The organism is Rhodococcus sp. NPDC056960, assembly GCF_042674125.1.
GTDB lineage: Bacteria > Actinomycetota > Actinomycetes > Mycobacteriales > Mycobacteriaceae > Rhodococcus_F.
Genome location: NZ_JBHURF010000003.1, coordinates 258,939 through 277,403 on the forward strand (window position 1 = coordinate 258,939; position 18,465 = coordinate 277,403).

Genomic DNA, 18,465 nt, shown 5'->3' on the forward strand with positions numbered 1-18,465 from the left:
TGTTCTGTCGCCTCCGACTGTGCGCGCGGCGGCTAGTGGTCCACTTGGAACTCGCTTGGGTAGGAGGTCACCCGGGTGCGGGCGGCCGTCACCCAGGCCGGGCAGCCGCAGCGCTGCGCCAGCGCGAGTGCGGCGGAGTAATGCGTGCGCGCGTCGTCGGGGCGCCGGAGGAGCACCGCGAGGTCGCCGAGGACGGTGTCGACGGGGCCCACGGCGAACGCTCCCGTGTCGCCCCCGCCGATCTGTCCGCTGTACGGGCGCAACTCCGCGTACACCGCCGCCGCCTCGTCCCGCTCACCCAGACCCGCGACCACGATGCCGCGCAGCGACATCATCAGCGAATGGAAGAAGTCGCGGCGGACCGGACGGTGGTGGCGGCGCGAATCCCGGGCCTGATCCGGTTTGCCGTTGGCGAGCAGGGCGAGAGCGTACAGATCGACGATCACGTCGGCCGCGGCGCTGTCGATGGTCGCGATCACCGGCTCGAGCTCGCCGACCCGTCCCTCGGTGAGCCGCAGCGTGAACATCGCCAGCGCGAAGACGCCGTCCGCGTCGAGACCCGCACGGGTCATCAGTTCGTGCCCCCGCACGTAGTGCTGTTCGGCCACGCCCAGATCCCCGGTGAGGTGCGCGACCATCGCACGGCTCATCTGCCGGGTGGCCTGCGCCTGCTGGAACTGGTACCGGTCCGCCAGCTCCGACTGGATGCTCATGTGGTGCTCGATCGCCCCGATGTCGCCGATCCCCGACGCGATCTCGGCCAGCAGATGATGGCCCAGCATGGTGAACACGGGGAGTTGCGTCTCGTCACCGATCCGGAGCAGTTCGTCGCCGATCACGTGGTCGCCGACCGTGCTGGTCGCCGATCCCGTTCCGGCGTGGAGTGCGCAGAGCGCCAGCCCGAGCAGCACCGGATCGTCCAGGTCCCGGGCGAGCGCTTCCGCCTCCCGGACCGCGGAATCGGTGCGCTCGTGGTCCTCCGCCCCGATCTCGTGCACGAGTGTCACCAGCAGCCGGCACCGCATCGCCGGCTCCAGGTCGTTGCCTCGCAGCAGCGTCTCGATCTGCTCCACGACGGCCGCGTCCACTTCGCCGTACCGCCGGTTGATCCACGGCGTCGGGGTGTCGACGAACGCGAGCGCCCGGATCGCGAGATCGGTGCGCCCGGCCTCCCGGGCGAGTGCGAGGGCGCGGTTCCGGGAGCGGGACCCGTCCCGTGCGCTGCCGGCGGCCAGTTGTGCGCGGCTCAGCTCGGTGAGGAGTTCGACCCGCTCGTCCACCGATGCGGCCGCCTCCGGGGGCAGCCGGTCCGCCGCGCGCAGGGCGTGATCGAGGAAGCCGATCTCCGCATCGTGGGCGTAGCGGTCGGCCGCCTGGGCCGCGGCCGCGACGTTGTGGTCGAGGGCCTGCCGTGCGGTGGCCGCGGACAGCGCCTCGGTGAAATGGTGGGCCAGTGCCGCGACGTCGTGCGGTCGCAGTTCCTCGAGCGCTGTCCCGACCCGGGCGTGCCAGCGGCTCCGGCGGAGCCGGGTGAGATCGGAGTACAGGGTGTCGCGGACGAGGGCGTGCGTGAATCGGACCGTCCCGGCACGCGGTTCGCCGAGCAACCCGGCGATCACCCCGGATTCCAGCGCGTCGAAGACGGTGTCCTCGTCGACTTCGGCTGCGCGGGTGAGGATGTCGATGTCGGATTCGCGGCCCACGACCGCGGCGAGCCGCAGGACCGAGACGGCGAGTTCGGGGAGACGGGCGATCCGCCTGCGCAGGACGTCCCGGACTCCCTCGGGCACCTCCGACGTGGCCACCAGTTCGCCCTCGCTCTCCAGGAGCCGGGCGCTCTCCTGTAGATAGAACGGGTTGCCGCCGGTCCGGTCGGCGAGGGCACGGAGGGTGCCGGGGTCGGGGTCGCGACCCGACACCTGCCGGATCAGCTCCGCCGAATCCTCGGGTCCGAGGCCGTTCAGGCGGATCCGCGTCGGTTGCAGCGACGCGAGATCGGCGAAACAGTTCTCCAGCCTGGCGTCCACCTCGTCCGGGCGGAACGCGAGGAGCAGCAGGATCGGCGACCTCTGCTGTGCCAGCCGCACGAGGATCGACAGGGTTTCCTCGTCGGCGCGGTGGACGTCGTCGAGGACGACGGCGAGGGGGCCGTGCTCGCGGACGGTCCCGAGGTAGTCGGCGACGGCCCGGTGCAGCAGGAACCGCCCGCTCGGTGCGTCCGCGCGCGCCGCGGGCGAACGGTCGTCGGAGAGCAGCGGTGCGAGCGCGGCCGTCCCGGCACCGGGGTCGACCGTCTCGCGCAGGGCCCGCAGGATCTCCACCCACGCCCAGGCGGGCGGGGCGCCGTCCACTTCGGGGCAGCGGCCCACCGCCACCTGCCAGCCGGCGGCGTCCAGTGTCCGGCGGAATCGGCGCAGAAGTGACGACTTCCCGGATCCGGCATCGCCTCCCAGGAGGACGACGGGGGTTCCCGGTGCGGTCATCAGCGCGGTCAGGGTCGCCAATTCCTCGGTGCGGCCGAGGAACCGCGGGCCCGGGGTGGTGTCGGCGGGCCCGGCCGCGGGTGCCGGAACGGGGGCCGGTGGGACGGTTCCGGTGAGGATCCGGCGTTCGAGTTCGGTCAGACCCGGACCGGGGTCGAGCCCGAGTTCGCTCGCCAATCGGTCGCGGGCCTCGCGCAGCGCGGCCAGGGCGTCGGCCTGCCGCCCGCCGCGGTGCAAGGCGAGCGCCAGCAACCGCCACCCCTCTTCCCGGAGGGGGTGCTCCCGGGTGAGGGCCTGTGCGTCGAGCACGGCGCCGGCCGCGTCGCCGGACGCGAGGGCGGCCGCGACCAGGCGTTCGCGGGCCACCACCCGCACTTCCTCGAGCCGGGCGATCTCGGCGAGCGCCCACGGTTCACCGGCCACCTCGGCGTACGCCGGTCCGCGCCACAGGCTCAGCGCCCGCTCCAGATCGGCGCGCGCCGTCTCGGCGCCGGCCGACCGGATCAGGCTCTCGAACTCCCACGCGTCGACGCCGGACGTCGGCAGTGTGAGCGCATACCCGGGGGCCCGGCTCACCAGGAACGTGGAGTCCGCCCGCGGAGCCCGGTGCGGTTCGAGGGCGCGCCGCAGGTTCGAAATGTATGCCTGAAGTGCGCCGACGGCCCGCGGTGGGGGAGCGCCGTGCCAGAGGTCGTCGACGAGCCGATCCACGGACACCACCTCGCCGCGCGCAACGAGCAGACGTGCGAGCACGGCCCGCTGGCGGGGGCCGCCGAGGTCCACCGCCCCCGCGTCGTCCTCCGCCGCGAGCGTTCCGAGTACCCGAATCCGCAGCATCGTCCCGCAAGCGTAAGCACTAGTGGGTTCCAAGTGCGCTCCAAGACGCCGAAGTGACCCTGTGTGCATGACAACACCCACTGCTCACCCGACCCGCCCCGACACCCGCGAGATGGTGGTGGTCCACAACTGCTTCCGCCGGCAGTTCGCCGCGCTGCCCGCACTCGTGCGCCGTGTTCCTCCCGGTGACACCGCCCGCGCCGCAGTGGTGGTGACGTACTTCGGCGAACTCGCCACCGCCCTGCACCACCACCACACCAGCGAGGACGACCTGCTGTGGCCGAAGCTGCTCGACCGCGCCCCCACCGACGCCGCTCTGGTGCTGCGGATGGAGGAGCAGCACGAGCGCATCGCGGAACTGCTGTCCCGGGCGCAGTCCCAGGGCGCCGCGTTCACGGCGTCGGCCGTGGACGGTGAACCGCTGGCGAAGACGCTGACCGCCCTGTCCGCGGCGCTCGACGAGCACCTCGGCGAGGAGGAGCAGCGCATCCTTCCGATGGCGGAACAGGCCATGACGCTCGCGGAATGGCAGGAGATGGGCGATCGCGGCCGGGCCTCCATTCCGAAGGACCGGCTGCTGGTGTTCCTCGGCTTCATCCTGCACGGCGCGACACCCGACGAGCGGCGGATGTTCTTGTCGGAGATGCCCTTTGCCGCCAGGGTGGCGTGGACCGTCCTGGGCCGGCGGGCGTTCCGCAAGGACTACCGGCGCATCTACGGCACCGAACCGGCCGCCTTCTGACGCCGGATCACCCTGCGCCGCAACCTGCCCCGGTTGGTCCGCTCCCAGAGGCTCGGCGGTGTGCGTTCGGGATCCATCAGTTCGTTCTCCGCCAGCGGACTGTCCTCGTCCTCGACGGTGTCCGGATCGAACTTCTCGAGCGTCCGGCCGCCGCCCCGCAGGGCCTCGACGGTGCGCAGCAGCGAGGAGGTCTCGGCGAGAGTGCCGTCGAACTGTTCGGCCGGGACGCCGAGGTGCTCGCACACGAGCTGGCGGCGGATGCCGAGGATCGTCCGTCGCAGCTCGTCGCCGTTCTCCGTGTCCGCGGTGACCTCGACCGCCAGGTCGCATTCCGTGTCGAACCCCATCGAGCGGTTGTTGAGGTTAGACGAGCCCACACGCAGCAACCGGTCGTCCATCACCAGCACCTTGGCGTGGACGTAGATCGGGTCACCACCCGCAGTGACCGGGTAGTACACGCCGAGCCGGTTCCCGGTGTCGGCCTTCCACAGCAGATGCAGCAACCGGCGGCGCGCGCCGTCCATCGCCTTCTGCTCGAGCCAGCCGTCGGCGTTGCGCGGCAGCACCAGGACGATCTCCGGACCGTCCGGCTCGCGTAGTCGCGCGGCGATCGCCTCGGCGAGGGTGCGCGACGCCAGGTACTGACTCTCGATGTACAGCGACCGCTCGGCGCCGGCGATCGCCGCCAGATACAAGGCCTCGATCTCCCGGACCTCGTCGCGATCGGCGAGTTCCGGCAGCGTGCGGGCGACGCCCACGTCGACGGAGCGCATCGTCGGCTCCAGTCCCTCCGGCCACGGCGTCGTGCGTGCGAGGTCGTCGACCGGCCCGAGTTCCTGCCCCGTGGCCGCCTTCCACCGGGCGCAGGCGAGTTCGCCGATGGCCTTCGCCGCCTCCCCGTCGACGGCGGTGGTCGCGTCGTGCCACGGCCCGTACCGGTTGCCGTTCGGCTGGGTGCGGTAGTGGTTGTCGTCCCGGTGCTCCGGGGTGTCCCACCGGTCGACGGTCATGTCGATGCCGCCGCAGAAGGCGAGCGCGTCGTCGATGACGACGATCTTCTGGTGGTGAGCCGAACCGACCGGGTGGGCGCCGTCGAGTTCGAAGTGCAGGCGGCGGTCGGTGACCCAGTTGACGACGAAGATCGGCGTCATGCCGCGTCCGATCGCGGCGAACGCGCCGATGTTCCACTTGAGGAGGTAGATCTCCAGATCCGGCCGTTCCCGTGTCAGCCAGGACAGGAACTTGCCGAGCCGGTTGGGGCCGTCGAGCGTCTTCTCCTGCGGTTCGAACTTGATCCTCGTGTCGAAGTCCCAGCCGATCAGGATGATGCGTTTGCGGGCCTGCAGCATCGCGGACTTGGCGTGGCGGAAGTAGTCGGCGGCGTCGACGATGCACGCGAGCCGGTCGGCGTGGGCAACCTGCCAGCAAGTGTCGCCGGGGGTCAGGATCGGGCTCTCGTCACTCATGTCTGTTCTGTTCTCCCGGTCTCGTACGTCCCACTTCCCCGCGAGTGGACGATTCACAGTACTGCGCCACCTCCGCCCAGCTACCGTTGAGTGGTGCGGAGGTGGTGGCGCATCCTGGCATTGCTCGCACTGGTCAGTGTGCTCTGGGCACCTCCTGTCGGTGCGGACCCCCTGCGGTCCGGACCCGGCCCGGGCGCCGTCGTCGACTCGTCCGGGTTGCCTCCGGAGCTGTGGCTGCGCGGCACCGGCAGCGCGTACCGGATGACCTACCTCACGACCGACCGGCACGGCATCACCCCGTGCACCGGGATGCTGTTCGTGCCGCCCGGCGCCCCACCTCCCGGCGGCTGGCCCGTCATCGCGTGGGCGCACGGAACGGTCGGGAACTCCGACGCCGATGCCCCCTCCGTCACGGGGGTCGACCCGCAATCCTCGGACTACGTGAGCAGCTGGCTGCAACTCGGGTACGCCGTGGCGGCCACCGACTACGTGGGACTGGGCACCCCCGGGGTGCCGCCGTATCTGGACGGGAAGGTCGCCGGACGCAGTGTAGTCGACTCCGTGCGCGCGGCCAGGGCGATCGACGCCGACCTGTCCGCCACGTGGATGACGGTCGGCCTGTCCGAGGGCGGGCAGGCCGCGGTGTTCGCGGCGCACGTCGCCACCACGTACGCGCCGGAACTCGACTACCGCGGGGCCGTCGCGAACGGGGTGCCGTCGAACATCGAGACGGTGGCGAACTGGAGCGGGCCGTTGTTCCCGCCCCAGGGCCTCGCCGGTCTCACCGTGTACATGTCGTACCTGATCGCCGGGGTGCGGGACGCCTATCCGCAACTGGACGTCGACAGCTACCTCACCCCGGTCGGCCGGCAGTTCGCGGACGCGGCTCCGGAAGTGCCGTTCCGGCAGTTCGCGGACATGACTCGCAACGTGTCGGTGGCGCAGATGCTGTCGCGGCCGCTCGACGTGCCTGCGGTGCAGGACGCGTTACGCGAGTACCTCGAGGTCCCGGTCGCGGGATACGACCGTCCGTTGCTGCTGGTGCAGGGGATCACGGACGCGTCGGTGCCGATCCCGCTGACGGAGAAGCTCGTGTCCGAGATGCGGAGTGCGGGAACGAATCTCGACTACCGGGTGTACTCGGGTGGGCATGTCGGCAGCATGTACCAGGCCGGTCCCGACCAGGCCGCGTTCATCGCCGGGCTGATCCGGTAGCGGGCGCCGATCCGGCAGGCAGCCCCAGGTGGCGGGTGAGTTCACGGGCCGCGGCCTGCCCGGCCCGGTTCGCGCCGATCGTCGACGACGACGGGCCGTAACCCACCAGGTGAATGCGCGGATCCGCGGCTACCTGGGTGGCGAGGCGTCCCGTCATCGTGATCCCGCCGCCCGGCCCACGCAGGCGCAGCGGGGCGAGGTGATCGAGGGAGCTACGAAAACCCGTGCACCACAAGATCACATCGACCTTCAGTTCGCGGCCGTCGGCCCAGCGGACGCCGTCTGCGGTGATCTCGCTGAACATCGGCTGCCGGGCCAGTGCGCCGCGTTCGCGGGCGGCGCGGATCGCGGGCGTCACGGGAAGTCCCGTCACCGACACCACCGAGCCCGGCGGCAGCCCGCGCCGAACCCGGTCCTCGACGAGGGCGACTGCGGCGCGGCCGATCTCGGGTGTGAACGGTTCGTCGCGGAATTCGGGTTCGCGCCGCGTCACCCACGTGGTGGTGGTGACGCGGGAGATCTCGTCCAGCAATTGGACCGCCGAGATGCCGCCGCCGACGACGAGGACGTGCTGTCCCGCGAAGTCCTGCGCCGAGGAGTAGTCCCTGGTGTGCACCTGGCGGCCGGTGAACGATTCGGCGCCGGGGTACCGCGGAATGAACGGGCGCTCCCAGGTGCCCGTCGCGTTGATCAGGCCGCGTGCCGTCACGACGCCGCGATCGGTCTCGATCCGCAGACGCTCACCGCGTGCGCACACCACCCGGGTGTGCACGGGACGGTGCACCGGCAGTTCGAACTGTTTCTCGTACGTCGCGAAGTACTGGGGGACCGCCGTCGCCGCGTGCACCAGCGCGGCCGCGGGATCACCCGGATCGACGCCGACCGTCTCGGCGAACCCGAGTCCGGGCAGGTCGTGGACACCGTTGACGGTGCTCAGCGTCAGTGACGGCCACCGGAACTGCCACGCGCCGCCGGGACCCGGCGCGTGATCGAGCACCACGAAACCGGACTCCGGTTCCACCCCCAGCCGGCGCAGATAATAGGCAGCGGACAGTCCCGCCTGCCCCGCGCCGATCACGGCCACGTCCACATCACTGTCCACAGCACTGCTCATGTCTGTCCTCACCTCCACCCTCACAACCGCCGGAGAGCCTCGTGTGTTCCGGCGGATTCGACTGTGGTTGGCTGACGGACGTCCAGTCGGGTGGGCAGGGGAGAATTGGGACGTGCACGGCAATCACGAAGAAAGCGAGTGGACATGATCGGGACGAGTCGTGACGGCGACGTCTTCACCCTCGAACTGCAACGCCCCGACCGTCGCAATGCGCTCAACACCGAGATCTGTGAACTTCTGCGGGAGGAGACGGAGAAATCCGTCACCGACGGTGCCCGGGTGATCGTCCTCACAGGGCAGGGCAGCGCGTTCTGCGCGGGTGCCGACCTGTCGGGTGACGTGTACGCCGACGGGTTCACCGACACGCTGCTCGAGATGCTGCACACCATCGACTCGGTGCCCGTCCCCGTCATCGCCGCGATCAACGGTCCCGCGATCGGTGCGGGCAGCCAGCTGGCCCTCGCCGCGGATCTGCGGGTCGTCGCACCCGAGGCCCGGTTCGCCATCCCGGCCGCGAAGCTCGGGATCTCCGTGGACCGGTGGACGGTGCACCGGCTGGCCGCCCTGATCGGCGGCGGACCGGCACGCACCATCCTGCTCGGCGCCGAGGAGGTCGGGGCCGAGCAGGCGCTGGCGCACGGCCTCGCCAACAAGCGCGGCGACCTCGCCGTCGCGCAGCAGTGGGCACACTCGATCGCCCGCCTGGCCCCGCTGTCGCTGCAACACCTCAAGATGGTGCTGAACGACGACGGCACCCAGAGCCCGCCGCCGCCCGAGCAGCTCGCGGCCCTGCACGCCGCGTGGAAGAGCTACGACGCGCAGGAGGCCCGCGCCGCCCGCGCCGAGAAGCGTCCGCCGGTGTTCCGGGGTCAGTAGCCGGCGCGCCGCACCTTTCCCGCACGCGTGGTTACAGTTGTCGGGGTGAAAGCGAAGAGTGCTGTGACGACTGTTCTGGCCACCGCCGCCCTCGGGTGGCTGACGCGCGCCGCGTGGGGGCTCCCGGCGCAGATAGGCGCGTCGCGTGCCAAGGTCCGGCCGTACGCCGCGAACTCGCCGCGGTACCGCAACCGTCAGTTCCACAACACCGATCCGGGCAGCACGATCATGCCCGGCACGGAGACCGGCATTTTCAAGGCGCTGATCACGCGCGGCTCGGCGGGACGCCCGCGCAGGCCGATCCCGATCGCGACGCCCCTCGCGCCCGTGGAGGCCGCCGACGCGGCGGTCACCTGGTACGGCCATGCGAGTGTGCTCGTCGAGGTCGACGGATACCGTGTGCTGGCCGACCCGGTGTGGAGCCGCCGGGTGTCGCCGTCGGCGGTCCTCGGCCCGTCCCGCATGCATCCGACGCCCGTGCCGCTGGCCGACCTGCCCGTTCTGGATGCGATCGTCATCTCGCACGATCACTACGACCACCTCGACAAGGCCACCGTGCAGCAACTCGCCGCCACGCAGAAGGCGCCGTTCGTCGTTCCGGTCGGCCTCGGAGCGCACCTGCGTCAGTGGCGAGTGCCGGAGGAGCGGATCGTGGAACTCGACTGGGACGAGTCGACCACCCTCGGCGGGCTCACGCTCACGTGCACCGAGGCCAGGCACTTCTCCGGCCGCGGGCTGGTGCGGAACACGACGCAGTGGGCGTCGTGGGTGCTCGCCGGGCCGAACCGGAAGGTATTCTTCGGCGGCGACAGCGGGTACACACCCAGGTTCGCCGACCTGGGCCGCCGGTACGGACCGTTCGATCTCACGCTCCTGCCCGTCGGCGCCTACGACCCGCGGTGGGCCGACATCCACATGAACCCCGAAGAGGCGGTGCAGACCCACACCGACCTGAACGGCGGCGACGCCACCCGCGGGCTGCTGGTGCCGGTGCACTGGGCCACGTTCAATCTCGCGTTCCACACGTGGTCGGAGCCGATCGTCCGGCTGCTCGCGGCCGTGGAGGAGACGGACACCCCGGTGGCCGTGCCGATGCCCGGCCAGCGGGTCGACGCGCTGAAGCCGGCAGCCCAGACGCCGTGGTGGACCGCACTGGGCTGAGTCCGGCGCGCATGCTCTCGGAGCCGACCGTCGTTGCGTAGCCTTGGACCATGGCATACGACGAAACCGGCACCGACAGCGTTGCAGTCGTCGCGGTGGAAGGCTTGACGGCCGCCCAGGTGGCGGAGCGGGTGGCGGCCGGCAAGACCAACGACGTTCCCGACCGGGCCAGCCGATCGGTGCGCGACATCGTGCGCGCGAACGTGTTCACCCGGATCAACGCGATCCTCGGTGTGCTCCTGCTCATCGTGCTGGCCACAGGTTCGATCATCGACGGCATGTTCGGCCTCCTCATCATCGCCAACAGCGGGATCGGCATCATCCAGGAGGTGCGGGCCAAGCGGACCCTCGACAAGCTCGCGATCGTCAGCCAGACCAAACCCGTGGTGCGGCGCGACGGGGTGGCCGTCGCGATGGCTCCGCGGGAAGTCGTGCTCGACGACATCATCGAACTCGGTGCGGGCGACCAGATCGTCGTCGACGGTGTGGTGGTGGAGGCGGCGTCCCTCGACGTCGACGAGTCCCTCCTCACCGGTGAGGCCGACCCGGTGCACAAGGACATCGGTCAGCAGGTGCTGTCGGGAAGTTTCGTCGCGTCCGGCAGCGGCTGCTACCGCGCCACGAAGGTCGGAAGCGACGCCTACGCCGCCAAACTCGCGGACGAGGCCAGCAAGTTCACGCTGGTGCACTCCGAGTTGCGCAGCGGAATCGACAAGATCCTGAAATTCATCACGTATCTGATGATTCCGGCGGGACTGCTCATCATCTACAACCAGCTGTTCTCCAGCGGACAGTCGATTCGACCGGCGCTCAACGGGATGGTTGCCGCGCTCGTGCCGATGGTGCCGGAGGGCCTGGTGCTGATGACGTCGATCGCGTTCGCGGTCGGCGTGGTCCGGCTCGGTCAGCGGCAGTGTCTCGTGCAGGAGTTGCCCGCGATCGAAGGTCTCGCCCGCGTCGACGTGGTGTGCGCCGACAAGACTGGAACGCTCACAGAGAACGGCATGCGGCTATCCGAACTGCGCTGCGCCGATTCCGCCGACACCGAACCGTCGCGTGCGGCGCTCGCTGCGATGGCCGCGTCCGATCCGCGGCCGAACGCCAGCGTCCTCGCGATCAAGGAGGCACTTCCCGACGATCCCGGGTGGGGTGAGGCCACCGCGGGGGCGCCGTTCTCCTCGGCGAAGAAGTGGAGCGGACAGTCCTACGGGGCCCGCGGCAACTGGGTTCTCGGCGCACCGGACGTCCTGCTCGACCCCGGCAGCGACATGGCCCGGCAGGCCGAGGACGTGGGGTCGTCGGGGTTGCGGGTGCTGCTGCTCGGCAGTTGCGACGTCCCGGTCGACCACCCGGCGGCGCCGGGCGTGATCACCCCGCGGGCACTGGTGATCCTGGAGCAGCGGGTGCGTCCCGACGCCCGCGGCACCCTCGAGTACTTCGCGAGCCAGAACGTCACCGTGAAGGTGATCTCGGGAGACAACGCCGTGTCGGTGGGTGCGGTGGCCGGGTCGCTCGGACTGCCCGGCGGCGACCGGCCCGTCGACGCCCGCGAACTGCCCGCCGACCGCGACGCGCTCGCCGACACCCTCGAGACGTCCACCACGTTCGGGCGGGTGCGCCCCGATCAGAAGCGGGAGATGGTGGGGGCCCTGCAGTCTCGCGGTCACACCGTCGCGATGACCGGGGACGGGGTCAATGACGTCCTGGCCCTCAAGGACGCCGACATCGGGGTGTCGATGGGGTCCGGTAGTCCCGCCACCCGGGCGGTCGCGCAGATCGTGTTGCTGGACAACAAGTTCGCCACCCTGCCCTACGTGGTCGCCGAGGGCCGCCGGGTGATCGGCAACATCGAACGCGTCTCGAACCTGTTCCTCACCAAGACCGTGTACTCGGTGTTGCTGGCGTTCCTCATCGGCATTACCGGTGTGCTGTCGCAGATCTTCCACTTCGAGCCGGTGCCGTATCCGTTCCTGCCGCGGCACGTGACGATCGCCGCCTGGTTCACCATCGGCATTCCCGCGTTCATCCTGTCGCTGGCACCGAACAACGAGCGGGCCCGCTCCGGTTTCGTGCCCCGGGTGATGCGCCTCGCGGTCCCGTCCGGTGTGATCATCGGTGTCACGACGTTCGTGTCGTACCTTCTCGTCTACGCGGGCCCGGATCAGACGGAGACACAGAAGATTCAGGCGGGCACGTCCGCGCTGATCACCCTCATCATGATCGCGCTGTGGGTGCTGGCGGTGGTGGCGCGACCGTACGTGTGGTGGAAGCTGGTGCTGATCTTCGGATCCGTCGCGGGATACCTCATCCTGTTCGCGTTGCCGTTCACCCGGGAGTTCTTCAAACTCGATCCGACGAACATCGGCGCCACCACGTCCGCGCTCGTGTGTGGGCTCGTGGGAGTGGTTCTCGTCGAAATCGCATGGTGGGTGACGGGACGTCTGCACGGTGAGCACCGCCGGTTGTTCGCGGCGCCGGAGGATCTTCCGGGCGTGCACTGACGCGACTACTGCTCGCGACGATCCGAACGGTTGGCGTCGCCGAGTCGATGCTGTGAGACTGGGTGTACGGCGAGTGATCGAACTCGCTCGGACAGTGCATGCGCATGCACCGGAGGAGGAAGCACGATGAGTTTCGTCGACACACTGAAGGGCCTGCTGGGCAAGGGGAAGGAAGCCGCCTCGCAGAACGCGGACAAGGTTCACGGCGCCATCGACAAGGCCGCCGATGTCGCCGACAGCAAGACCGGCGGCAAGTACAGCGACAAGATCGACAAGGCCGCCGACGCGGCGAAGAAGGCTGTTCCTCCGAAGGAGTGAAGACTTCTCACACAGACACTGTGGGCCCCGGTTTCCGGACCGGGGCTCACGCGTGTCTTCGGAGTTGACCCGCGCACCGCGGGCGGGCGCGGCAGAATCGGTGTCGTGAACGGCGTCCTGGTGCTCCTCGTCATCATCGCGGCCATCGCCGTGACGAGTTTCGCGAAGCGCCGCGATCTGCAGGCCCCGCTGGTCCTCGTCACCATCGGGTCGGTGGCGTCGTTCATTCCCGGGATGCCGCGGCTCGAACTGGACCCGGAGGCCATTCTCGGTGTGGTGCTGCCGCCGTTGCTGTACTCCGCGGCGCTGAAGTTCTCGGTGGCCACGTTCCGGCGCCACCTCGCGCCGATCCTGCGGCTCGGGATCTTCACCGTCCTCGCGACCGCGGTCGGGGTGGCCTTCTTCGCCAATTGGCTGGTCCCCGAATTCACGCTCGGCGCGGCACTGGTCCTCGGCGCCGTGGTCGCGCCGACCGACGCGGTCAGTGCCGTCGCCGTCGGCCGCAGGCTCGGTCTGCCGAACCGGGTGATCGCCATCCTCACCGGCGAAGGACTCGTCAACGACGCGACCGCGCTGACCCTGTTCACCGTCGCCGTGTCCGCCGTCGTCGGGGCGAGGATCCCGGTCCCCCCGGTGGTGTTCTTCGGCTACGAGGTGGTCGGCGGGGTGCTGATCGGACTGGTGCTCGCGAAGATCGTCGAGTGGGTGCGCCACCGCATGTACGACTCCCCGCTGGAAACGGTGCTGGGGCTGATGCTCCCGTTCGCCGCGTACCTCGCGGCCGAGGAGGTGCACGCATCCGGTGTGCTGTCCGTCGTCGCGGCGGGGTTCCTGATGGGGCACAAGGCGACCGACGCGTCCGTCGCCACCCGCATCCAGGAGCGGTCGCTGTGGGAAAGCGTCGACCTCCTGCTCGAGATGTTCGTGTTCGCGTACATGGGACTGCAACTGAAGTTCGTCATCGACGACGTCCGCGACCAGGGCCTGCCCGTGCATCACGTCTTCTTCTACGGATTCGCGGTTCTCGGTGTGGTGATGGCGATCCGGCCGGCGTGGATTCTGCTGCACTGGCTCCGCCGCCGGGTCGGGCTGGTGATCAGGACGCCGGGCGGCTCGGTGGAACTGCGGTGGCGGGAGAGCGTCGTCGTGTCGTGGGCGGGCATGCGCGGGGTGGTCACGCTCGCCGCGGCGTCCGGTGTGCCCGTGGTGATCGCCAGCGGGCAGCCGTTTCCCGGCCGCGAGGTGATCCAGGCGATCGCGTTCGTCGTGGCCGTCGGCACGCTGCTGATTCAGGGCGCCACCATGCCGTTGCTGATCCGCATGCTCGACCTGGCGGATCCCGGCGAACGCGAACGGGAAGAGGAGCAGGTCAAGCTGGCGCGCGCGATCTCGCGCGACGCCGGTGAGCGGGCGCTGGCCGACTTCGCCGAGCACCCACCGGCGGAAATCGGCCGAGCCGACCTGACCGACATCCTCGAGCGGGTGCGGCGGTCGATGCGGGCCCGGCTCCAGGCCGAGGAGGCGGAGGACGCCGCGGAGAAGCAGCGGGCCGGCGCACTGTTCGACCACTACCGGCGCGCGGCCCTGCGTGCGCAGCGGGAGGCGATCATCGCCGCCCGCGACGCGGGCACCCTCGACGACGAAGTGATGCGTAGCGTGTTGGAAAGCCTCGATGTGGAGGAGGCCGCGGCCGAGGAACGGGTGCGGAGACGGCGCGAATGAGGTGCGAGATGAATGTGCGTCCGGTGCGCGTCGCCGTGGTTGCGCTCGCCGGTGTCCTGGCACTGACCGCCTGCACCACCGACGAGGCGTCCCCGAGTCCGTCGCCCACCACGTCGGTGGCCGCTCCCTCCACCTCGCCGGCATCCCAGGCTCCGACGGGCGACCAGCGAGGTGCCCTGATCAGCCAGGCACCGGTCCCCGACATCGACGAGGCCGTCACCGCGCTCGGGGCGTCGGCCACCCGGGTCGTCTACCGGTCGACGTCAGGTGTCGACGGAGGCGGCGCGGACGTGGTCGGCACCGTCTTCACGCCCGCGGGTCCGGCACCGGACGGCGGCCGGCCGGTCGTGACGGTCGGGCACGGCACCACCGGCGTCACCGACGAGTGCGCACCGTCGTCCTCGCCGACGCTGCTGGGCACGACGAACCTCGTCCGGCCGCTGCTGCAGCGGGGCTACGTCGTGACCGTCACCGACTACCAAGGACTCGGCACCGACGGCCCGCATCCCTACCTCGAACCGGATACGGCGGCCTACGACCTGATCGACGCGGTCCGGGCCGCCCGCAACGTGGTGCCGGACGCCTCGGCCCGCTGGGCGGCGATCGGGATCTCGCAGGGCGGTCAGGCGTCGTGGTCGGCCGCCGAGCACGCCGGCGACTACGGTGACGGCCTCGACTTCGTCGGCGCGGCCAACCTGTCGCCCGCCGCCGACCTGTCGGGGATCTTCGTCGACGGCACCGTCGATCCGCTGTCGTTGCCGCAGAAGATGTTCCTGCCCTATCTCCTCGAAGGGCTCGAGGTGATGCACCCCGAGCTGAATCCGGACGACTACATGAGCGGTGCACTGGCCGCCACCCCCGACGTCACGCTGTCGTGCGTCGCCGCGAAACTCCCCGAGAAGTGGACGGTGGCAACCCAACTCACCCCGGCCGACACCGGACCGCGGACGCCGGCCGACGCCGAGCGCATGCGCGGATGGCTCGAGGACATCGCCCTGCCGAAGACGCGCGCCGGTGGCCCGATGCTGGTCGTGGTGGGGGAGCGGGACAACCTCATTCTGCCGCAATGGACTTCGCAGGCGGTCGACCACGCGTGCGCGCTCGGCGACGTCGTCGAATTCGAATCGAACCCCGAGGAGGGGCACGCCGACGGACGTTCCGTGCCCGGGGCGGTGCAGTGGATCGCCGACCGCTTCGCCGGCGTCCCCGCGCCGGACACGTGTGCCGACGGAGGAACGCCGTGACGAGAGCCGATCTCGCACGGCTGAGGGCACTGTGCCTCGCGTTGCCGGAGGCGACGGAGCGGGTCAGCCACGGCGAACCGGCGTGGTTCGTCCGCAAGGCGCCGCAGTTCGCGACACTCGCCGACCGTCACCACGACGACCGGGTGTCGTTCTGGGCGGCGGCTCCGACGGGGGCGCAGCAGGATTGGGTGCAGCGTGATCCCGGCAGGTTCTTCGTCCCACCGTACGTCGGGGGCCGCGGCTGGATCGGCGTGTATCTCGACGTCCCGCAGGACTGGAACGACGTCGCCGACATCGTCGAGGACGCCTACCGCACCGTCGCGCCGAAGACCCTGATCGCTCGACTGGACACCGGCGAATGACCGGGACCGTCCTCGCCGTGGTGGTGTTGCTCGTCCTCGTGCCCGTCGTCGCGTTCACCGCCGTCTGGCTGCGGGCCCGGCGTGAGCTGACGACCCCCACCGAACGTGCCGTCCACTCCACGCTGCACACCGCGTCGCTGGCGGCGCGGCCGCTGCGGAAGGGCCTCGACGAGACGTCGGCGGCGGAAGCCGCCCCGCACCTGCGTCAGCTGACCGGGGCGCAGGCACTGGCGGTCTTCGCCGCGTCCGGTGACCTGCTCGCCTGGAGCGGGCCGCACGAGGCCATGACCGAACAACTCCGCGACGCGGCCACCCGCGCGGTCGACGGAGAACGCCGGGTCCTCGTCGCCTACGGCGGCCTCGTCCGGAACGCGGGCGACGGCGCGGTGCGGGCATTGATCGCCCAGCCGCTGCTCATCGAGGCCACCGGCGTGGTCGGGGTGCTCGGCATCGTCACCACGGAAGACCCCGGCCCGGGCATGCTCGGCGCCGTCACCGAAGTCGCCCGGTACGCGTGCAGTCAGATCGAACTCGCCGACCTCGACGCGTCCCGCGCCCGCCTCGACCGCGCCGAGGTCCGGGCGTTGCGCGCGCAGATCAGCCCTCACTTCATCTACAACGCGCTGAACACTGTCGCGTCGTTCGTCCGCACCGATCCCGACCGCGCCCGCGAACTGGTGCTCGAGTTCGCCGACTTCACGCGGTACTCGTTCCGGTCGGCGGGGGAGTTCACCCTGCTGGCCGACGAACTACGCAACATCGACCGGTACCTCACCCTCGAACGCGCCCGGTTCGGCGACGCCCTCGCCGTGAAATTGCAGGTGGCGCCCGAGGTGCTCAACGTGGTCCTGCCGTTCCTCGCGCTGCAACCGCTGGTCGAGAACGCGGTGCGGCACGGCATCGCCGCCAAACCGGACGGCGGCACCGTCAGCATCGTCGCCGCCGACGAGGGCACCGACTGTGTGATCAGCGTCGAGGACGACGGGGTCGGCATGGACCCCGAACTGCTGCGGTCGGGGTCGCTGGACGCGGTGGCCGAATCCTCGGGGGTCAAGGAGGCGGCGCACGTCGGGCTCGCCAACGTCGACGACCGGCTGCGCGCCGCGTTCGGCAACGACTACGGCCTCGTCGTCGAGACCGCGCCCGGCGCGGGAACGAAGGTGAGCATGCGCGTCCCCAAGTTCCGGCGGGGGATCTCGGCGTGAACGTGAGCGGTCCGTGCGACGATTGCTGGCGTTGTGAACCACACTGACGCCATGGCCCCCAGCTCGTCCGGCACGGACGCGCCCCTCACAGTGCTGGCCGTCGACGACGAGAAACCCGCCCTCGACGAGCTGGCGTTCCTGCTGCGCGCCCAGGACGCGGTCGGGGACATCCGGACCGCGGGCGATGCCACCACGGCGCTGCGCATCCTCCGGGACGGCGACGTCGACGCCGTCTTCCTCGACATCAACATGCCCGGACTGGACGGTCTGGAACTGGCCGGGATCCTCGCGAACTTCGCGTCGCCGCCGCAGGTGGTGTTCGTGACCGCCCACGACGACCGGGCGGTCGCCGCCTTCGACCTCGGTGCCGTCGACTATCTGCTCAAGCCCCTGCGCGAGGAGCGTCTCGCGGAGTCCGTCCGCCGCATCGTCGAGCGCCGCAGCCGGCGCAGCGGGACCACCGAACCGGCGGCGCAGGCCGACGAGGTGATCCCCGTCGAACTGGGCGGCATCACCACACTCGTCCACCGTTCGTCCGTCGAGTGGGTCGAAGCGGACGGCGACTACGCGCGGTTGCACACCGCGGACGGATCCCACCTCGTCCGCATCCCCATCTCGGCGCTGGAGACCCGCTGGGCGGACGCCGGATTCCTGCGGGTCCACCGCTCGTACCTCGTCGCGTTGCCGCGCGTGACCGGAATCCGGACCGTCGGCACCGGGCTCGTCGTGTGCCTGCGCGCGCACGGCGACCACCCGCCGGTCGAACTGCCGGTCAGCCGCAGGCACACCCGGATGCTCAAGGACCGGCTGGTGCGGGCGCCGAAACAATCGTGGACCGCGCGATGAGTTCGCCCGAGCGCGGACCGCAGCGGGAACGCGTCGTCCTCGCCCAGCGCCGCGGGGCGCGCATCGTCCGCACCCGGGTCGAGGTGCAGGAGCAGACCGCGGTCGGGGACGCGATGATCCGGGGGCTCGTGCGCACCCAACTCGTGCTGGCGGTCCGGCTCGCGCTCCTCGCGGCGTGCCTGCTGTGCGCGGTGCCGGTGGTGATGTTCCTGTTCCCGGCGCTGTCGAACGTGTCGGTGCTGGGGATCCGGCTGCCGTGGGTCGTGCTCGGGGTGCTCGTGTACCCGGTGCTGCTCACCACCGGCTGGATCTACGTGCGCCAGGCGGAGCGCAACGAGCAGGAATTCGCGGACCTGGTGGACGACTGAGCGTC

At 70.5% G+C, this 18,465-nt stretch carries 15 protein-coding genes; 12 read left to right on the plus strand and 3 right to left on the minus strand.

What is annotated here, in order from left to right; genetic code table 11:
- Positions 1–32 precede the first annotated feature (32 nt).
- Positions 33–3,320, minus strand: coding sequence for a BTAD domain-containing putative transcriptional regulator (locus ACFTWF_RS06430; protein ID WP_378460428.1), 3,288 nt, complete (start codon positions 3,318–3,320; stop codon positions 33–35).
- Between the two features lie 67 nt (positions 3,321–3,387).
- On the opposite strand from ACFTWF_RS06430, the gene ACFTWF_RS06435 reads away from it, so the two are divergent.
- Positions 3,388–4,062, plus strand: a complete 675-nt coding sequence (locus tag ACFTWF_RS06435) for a hemerythrin domain-containing protein (RefSeq protein WP_378460429.1) — start codon at positions 3,388–3,390, stop codon at positions 4,060–4,062.
- Here ACFTWF_RS06435 and ACFTWF_RS06440 read toward each other — a convergent pair.
- On the minus strand, positions 4,035–5,528 hold the full coding sequence (locus ACFTWF_RS06440; protein WP_378460430.1) for a phospholipase D-like domain-containing protein: 1,494 nt from the start codon (positions 5,526–5,528) through the stop codon (positions 4,035–4,037). The genes ACFTWF_RS06435 and ACFTWF_RS06440 overlap by 28 nt on opposite strands.
- A 93-nt stretch (positions 5,529–5,621) precedes the next feature.
- Here ACFTWF_RS06440 and ACFTWF_RS06445 point away from each other — a divergent pair, with 93 nt between their 5' ends.
- Positions 5,622–6,743: a lipase family protein gene (locus ACFTWF_RS06445; protein ID WP_378460566.1), complete on the plus strand. Its 1,122-nt coding sequence runs from the start codon at positions 5,622–5,624 to the stop codon at positions 6,741–6,743.
- Here the strand turns inward: ACFTWF_RS06445 and ACFTWF_RS06450 are convergent.
- Entirely contained in the window at positions 6,721–7,857 is a 1,137-nt protein-coding gene (locus ACFTWF_RS06450; RefSeq protein ID WP_378460431.1) for an NAD(P)-binding domain-containing protein, read from the minus strand. The two genes, ACFTWF_RS06445 and ACFTWF_RS06450, sit on opposite strands and share 23 nt — an antisense overlap.
- A gap of 144 nt (positions 7,858–8,001) precedes the next feature.
- Between ACFTWF_RS06450 and ACFTWF_RS06455 the strand changes: the two genes are divergently transcribed.
- The 10 genes from ACFTWF_RS06455 to ACFTWF_RS06500 all read left to right on the plus strand — a co-directional run bounded on the left by ACFTWF_RS06455 (position 8,002) and on the right by ACFTWF_RS06500 (position 18,460).
- Positions 8,002–8,733: an enoyl-CoA hydratase gene (locus ACFTWF_RS06455; protein ID WP_378460432.1), complete on the plus strand. Its 732-nt coding sequence runs from the start codon at positions 8,002–8,004 to the stop codon at positions 8,731–8,733.
- 45 nt (positions 8,734–8,778) lie between these two features.
- Positions 8,779–9,894, plus strand: coding sequence for an MBL fold metallo-hydrolase (locus ACFTWF_RS06460; protein ID WP_378460433.1), 1,116 nt, complete (start codon positions 8,779–8,781; stop codon positions 9,892–9,894).
- 50 nt (positions 9,895–9,944) lie between these two features.
- Positions 9,945–12,395 carry an HAD-IC family P-type ATPase gene (locus ACFTWF_RS06465; RefSeq protein ID WP_378460434.1) on the plus strand — a complete coding sequence of 817 codons (2,451 nt, stop codon included), beginning with the start codon at positions 9,945–9,947 and terminating at the stop codon, positions 12,393–12,395.
- A 126-nt stretch (positions 12,396–12,521) separates the two neighbouring features.
- Complete coding sequence (locus tag ACFTWF_RS06470) at positions 12,522–12,713, plus strand: antitoxin (RefSeq protein ID WP_015888853.1); 192 nt, start codon at positions 12,522–12,524, stop codon at positions 12,711–12,713.
- Positions 12,714–12,818: 105 nt separating this feature from the next.
- A complete protein-coding gene (locus ACFTWF_RS06475; RefSeq protein ID WP_378460435.1) occupies positions 12,819–14,435 on the plus strand; it encodes a Na+/H+ antiporter in 1,617 nt (538 codons plus the stop codon).
- Positions 14,436–14,443: 8 nt separating this feature from the next.
- Positions 14,444–15,679 carry a lipase family protein gene (locus tag ACFTWF_RS06480; RefSeq protein ID WP_378460436.1) on the plus strand — a complete coding sequence of 412 codons (1,236 nt, stop codon included), beginning with the start codon at positions 14,444–14,446 and terminating at the stop codon, positions 15,677–15,679.
- Entirely contained in the window at positions 15,676–16,041 is a 366-nt protein-coding gene (locus tag ACFTWF_RS06485) for an MmcQ/YjbR family DNA-binding protein (RefSeq protein WP_378460437.1), read from the plus strand. Before ACFTWF_RS06480 ends, ACFTWF_RS06485 begins: the two co-directional genes overlap by 4 nt.
- The gene (locus ACFTWF_RS06490; protein ID WP_378460438.1) at positions 16,038–17,246 is read left to right on the plus strand and encodes a histidine kinase; all 1,209 of its coding nucleotides are present in this window, start codon (positions 16,038–16,040) and stop codon (positions 17,244–17,246) included. The genes ACFTWF_RS06485 and ACFTWF_RS06490 overlap by 4 nt, the downstream gene beginning before the upstream one ends.
- A 33-nt stretch (positions 17,247–17,279) precedes the next feature.
- Positions 17,280–18,092, plus strand: a complete 813-nt coding sequence (locus tag ACFTWF_RS06495) for a LytR/AlgR family response regulator transcription factor (protein WP_378460439.1) — start codon at positions 17,280–17,282, stop codon at positions 18,090–18,092.
- A complete protein-coding gene (locus ACFTWF_RS06500) occupies positions 18,089–18,460 on the plus strand; it encodes a hypothetical protein (RefSeq protein WP_378460440.1) in 372 nt (123 codons plus the stop codon). The genes ACFTWF_RS06495 and ACFTWF_RS06500 overlap by 4 nt, the downstream gene beginning before the upstream one ends.
- The last annotated feature ends 5 nt before the right edge of the window (positions 18,461–18,465 follow it).

Excerpts from the sequence above, each read along its gene's own strand:
- ACFTWF_RS06465 (WP_378460434.1), top strand. The coding sequence starts at position 9,945 with ATGGCATACGACGAAACCGGCACCGACAGCGTTGCAGTCGTCGCGGTG.
- ACFTWF_RS06480 (WP_378460436.1), top strand. The coding sequence starts at position 14,444 with ATGAATGTGCGTCCGGTGCGCGTCGCCGTGGTTGCGCTCGCCGGTGTC.
- ACFTWF_RS06490 (WP_378460438.1), top strand. The coding sequence starts at position 16,038 with ATGACCGGGACCGTCCTCGCCGTGGTGGTGTTGCTCGTCCTCGTGCCC.
- ACFTWF_RS06450 (WP_378460431.1), bottom strand. The coding sequence starts at position 7,857 with ATGAGCAGTGCTGTGGACAGTGATGTGGACGTGGCCGTGATCGGCGCG.
- ACFTWF_RS06455 (WP_378460432.1), top strand. The coding sequence starts at position 8,002 with ATGATCGGGACGAGTCGTGACGGCGACGTCTTCACCCTCGAACTGCAA.
- ACFTWF_RS06440 (WP_378460430.1), bottom strand. The coding sequence starts at position 5,528 with ATGAGTGACGAGAGCCCGATCCTGACCCCCGGCGACACTTGCTGGCAG.
- ACFTWF_RS06435 (WP_378460429.1), top strand. The coding sequence starts at position 3,388 with ATGACAACACCCACTGCTCACCCGACCCGCCCCGACACCCGCGAGATG.
- ACFTWF_RS06500 (WP_378460440.1), top strand. The coding sequence starts at position 18,089 with ATGAGTTCGCCCGAGCGCGGACCGCAGCGGGAACGCGTCGTCCTCGCC.
- ACFTWF_RS06430 (WP_378460428.1), bottom strand. The coding sequence starts at position 3,320 with ATGCTGCGGATTCGGGTACTCGGAACGCTCGCGGCGGAGGACGACGCG.
- ACFTWF_RS06470 (WP_015888853.1), top strand. The coding sequence starts at position 12,522 with ATGAGTTTCGTCGACACACTGAAGGGCCTGCTGGGCAAGGGGAAGGAA.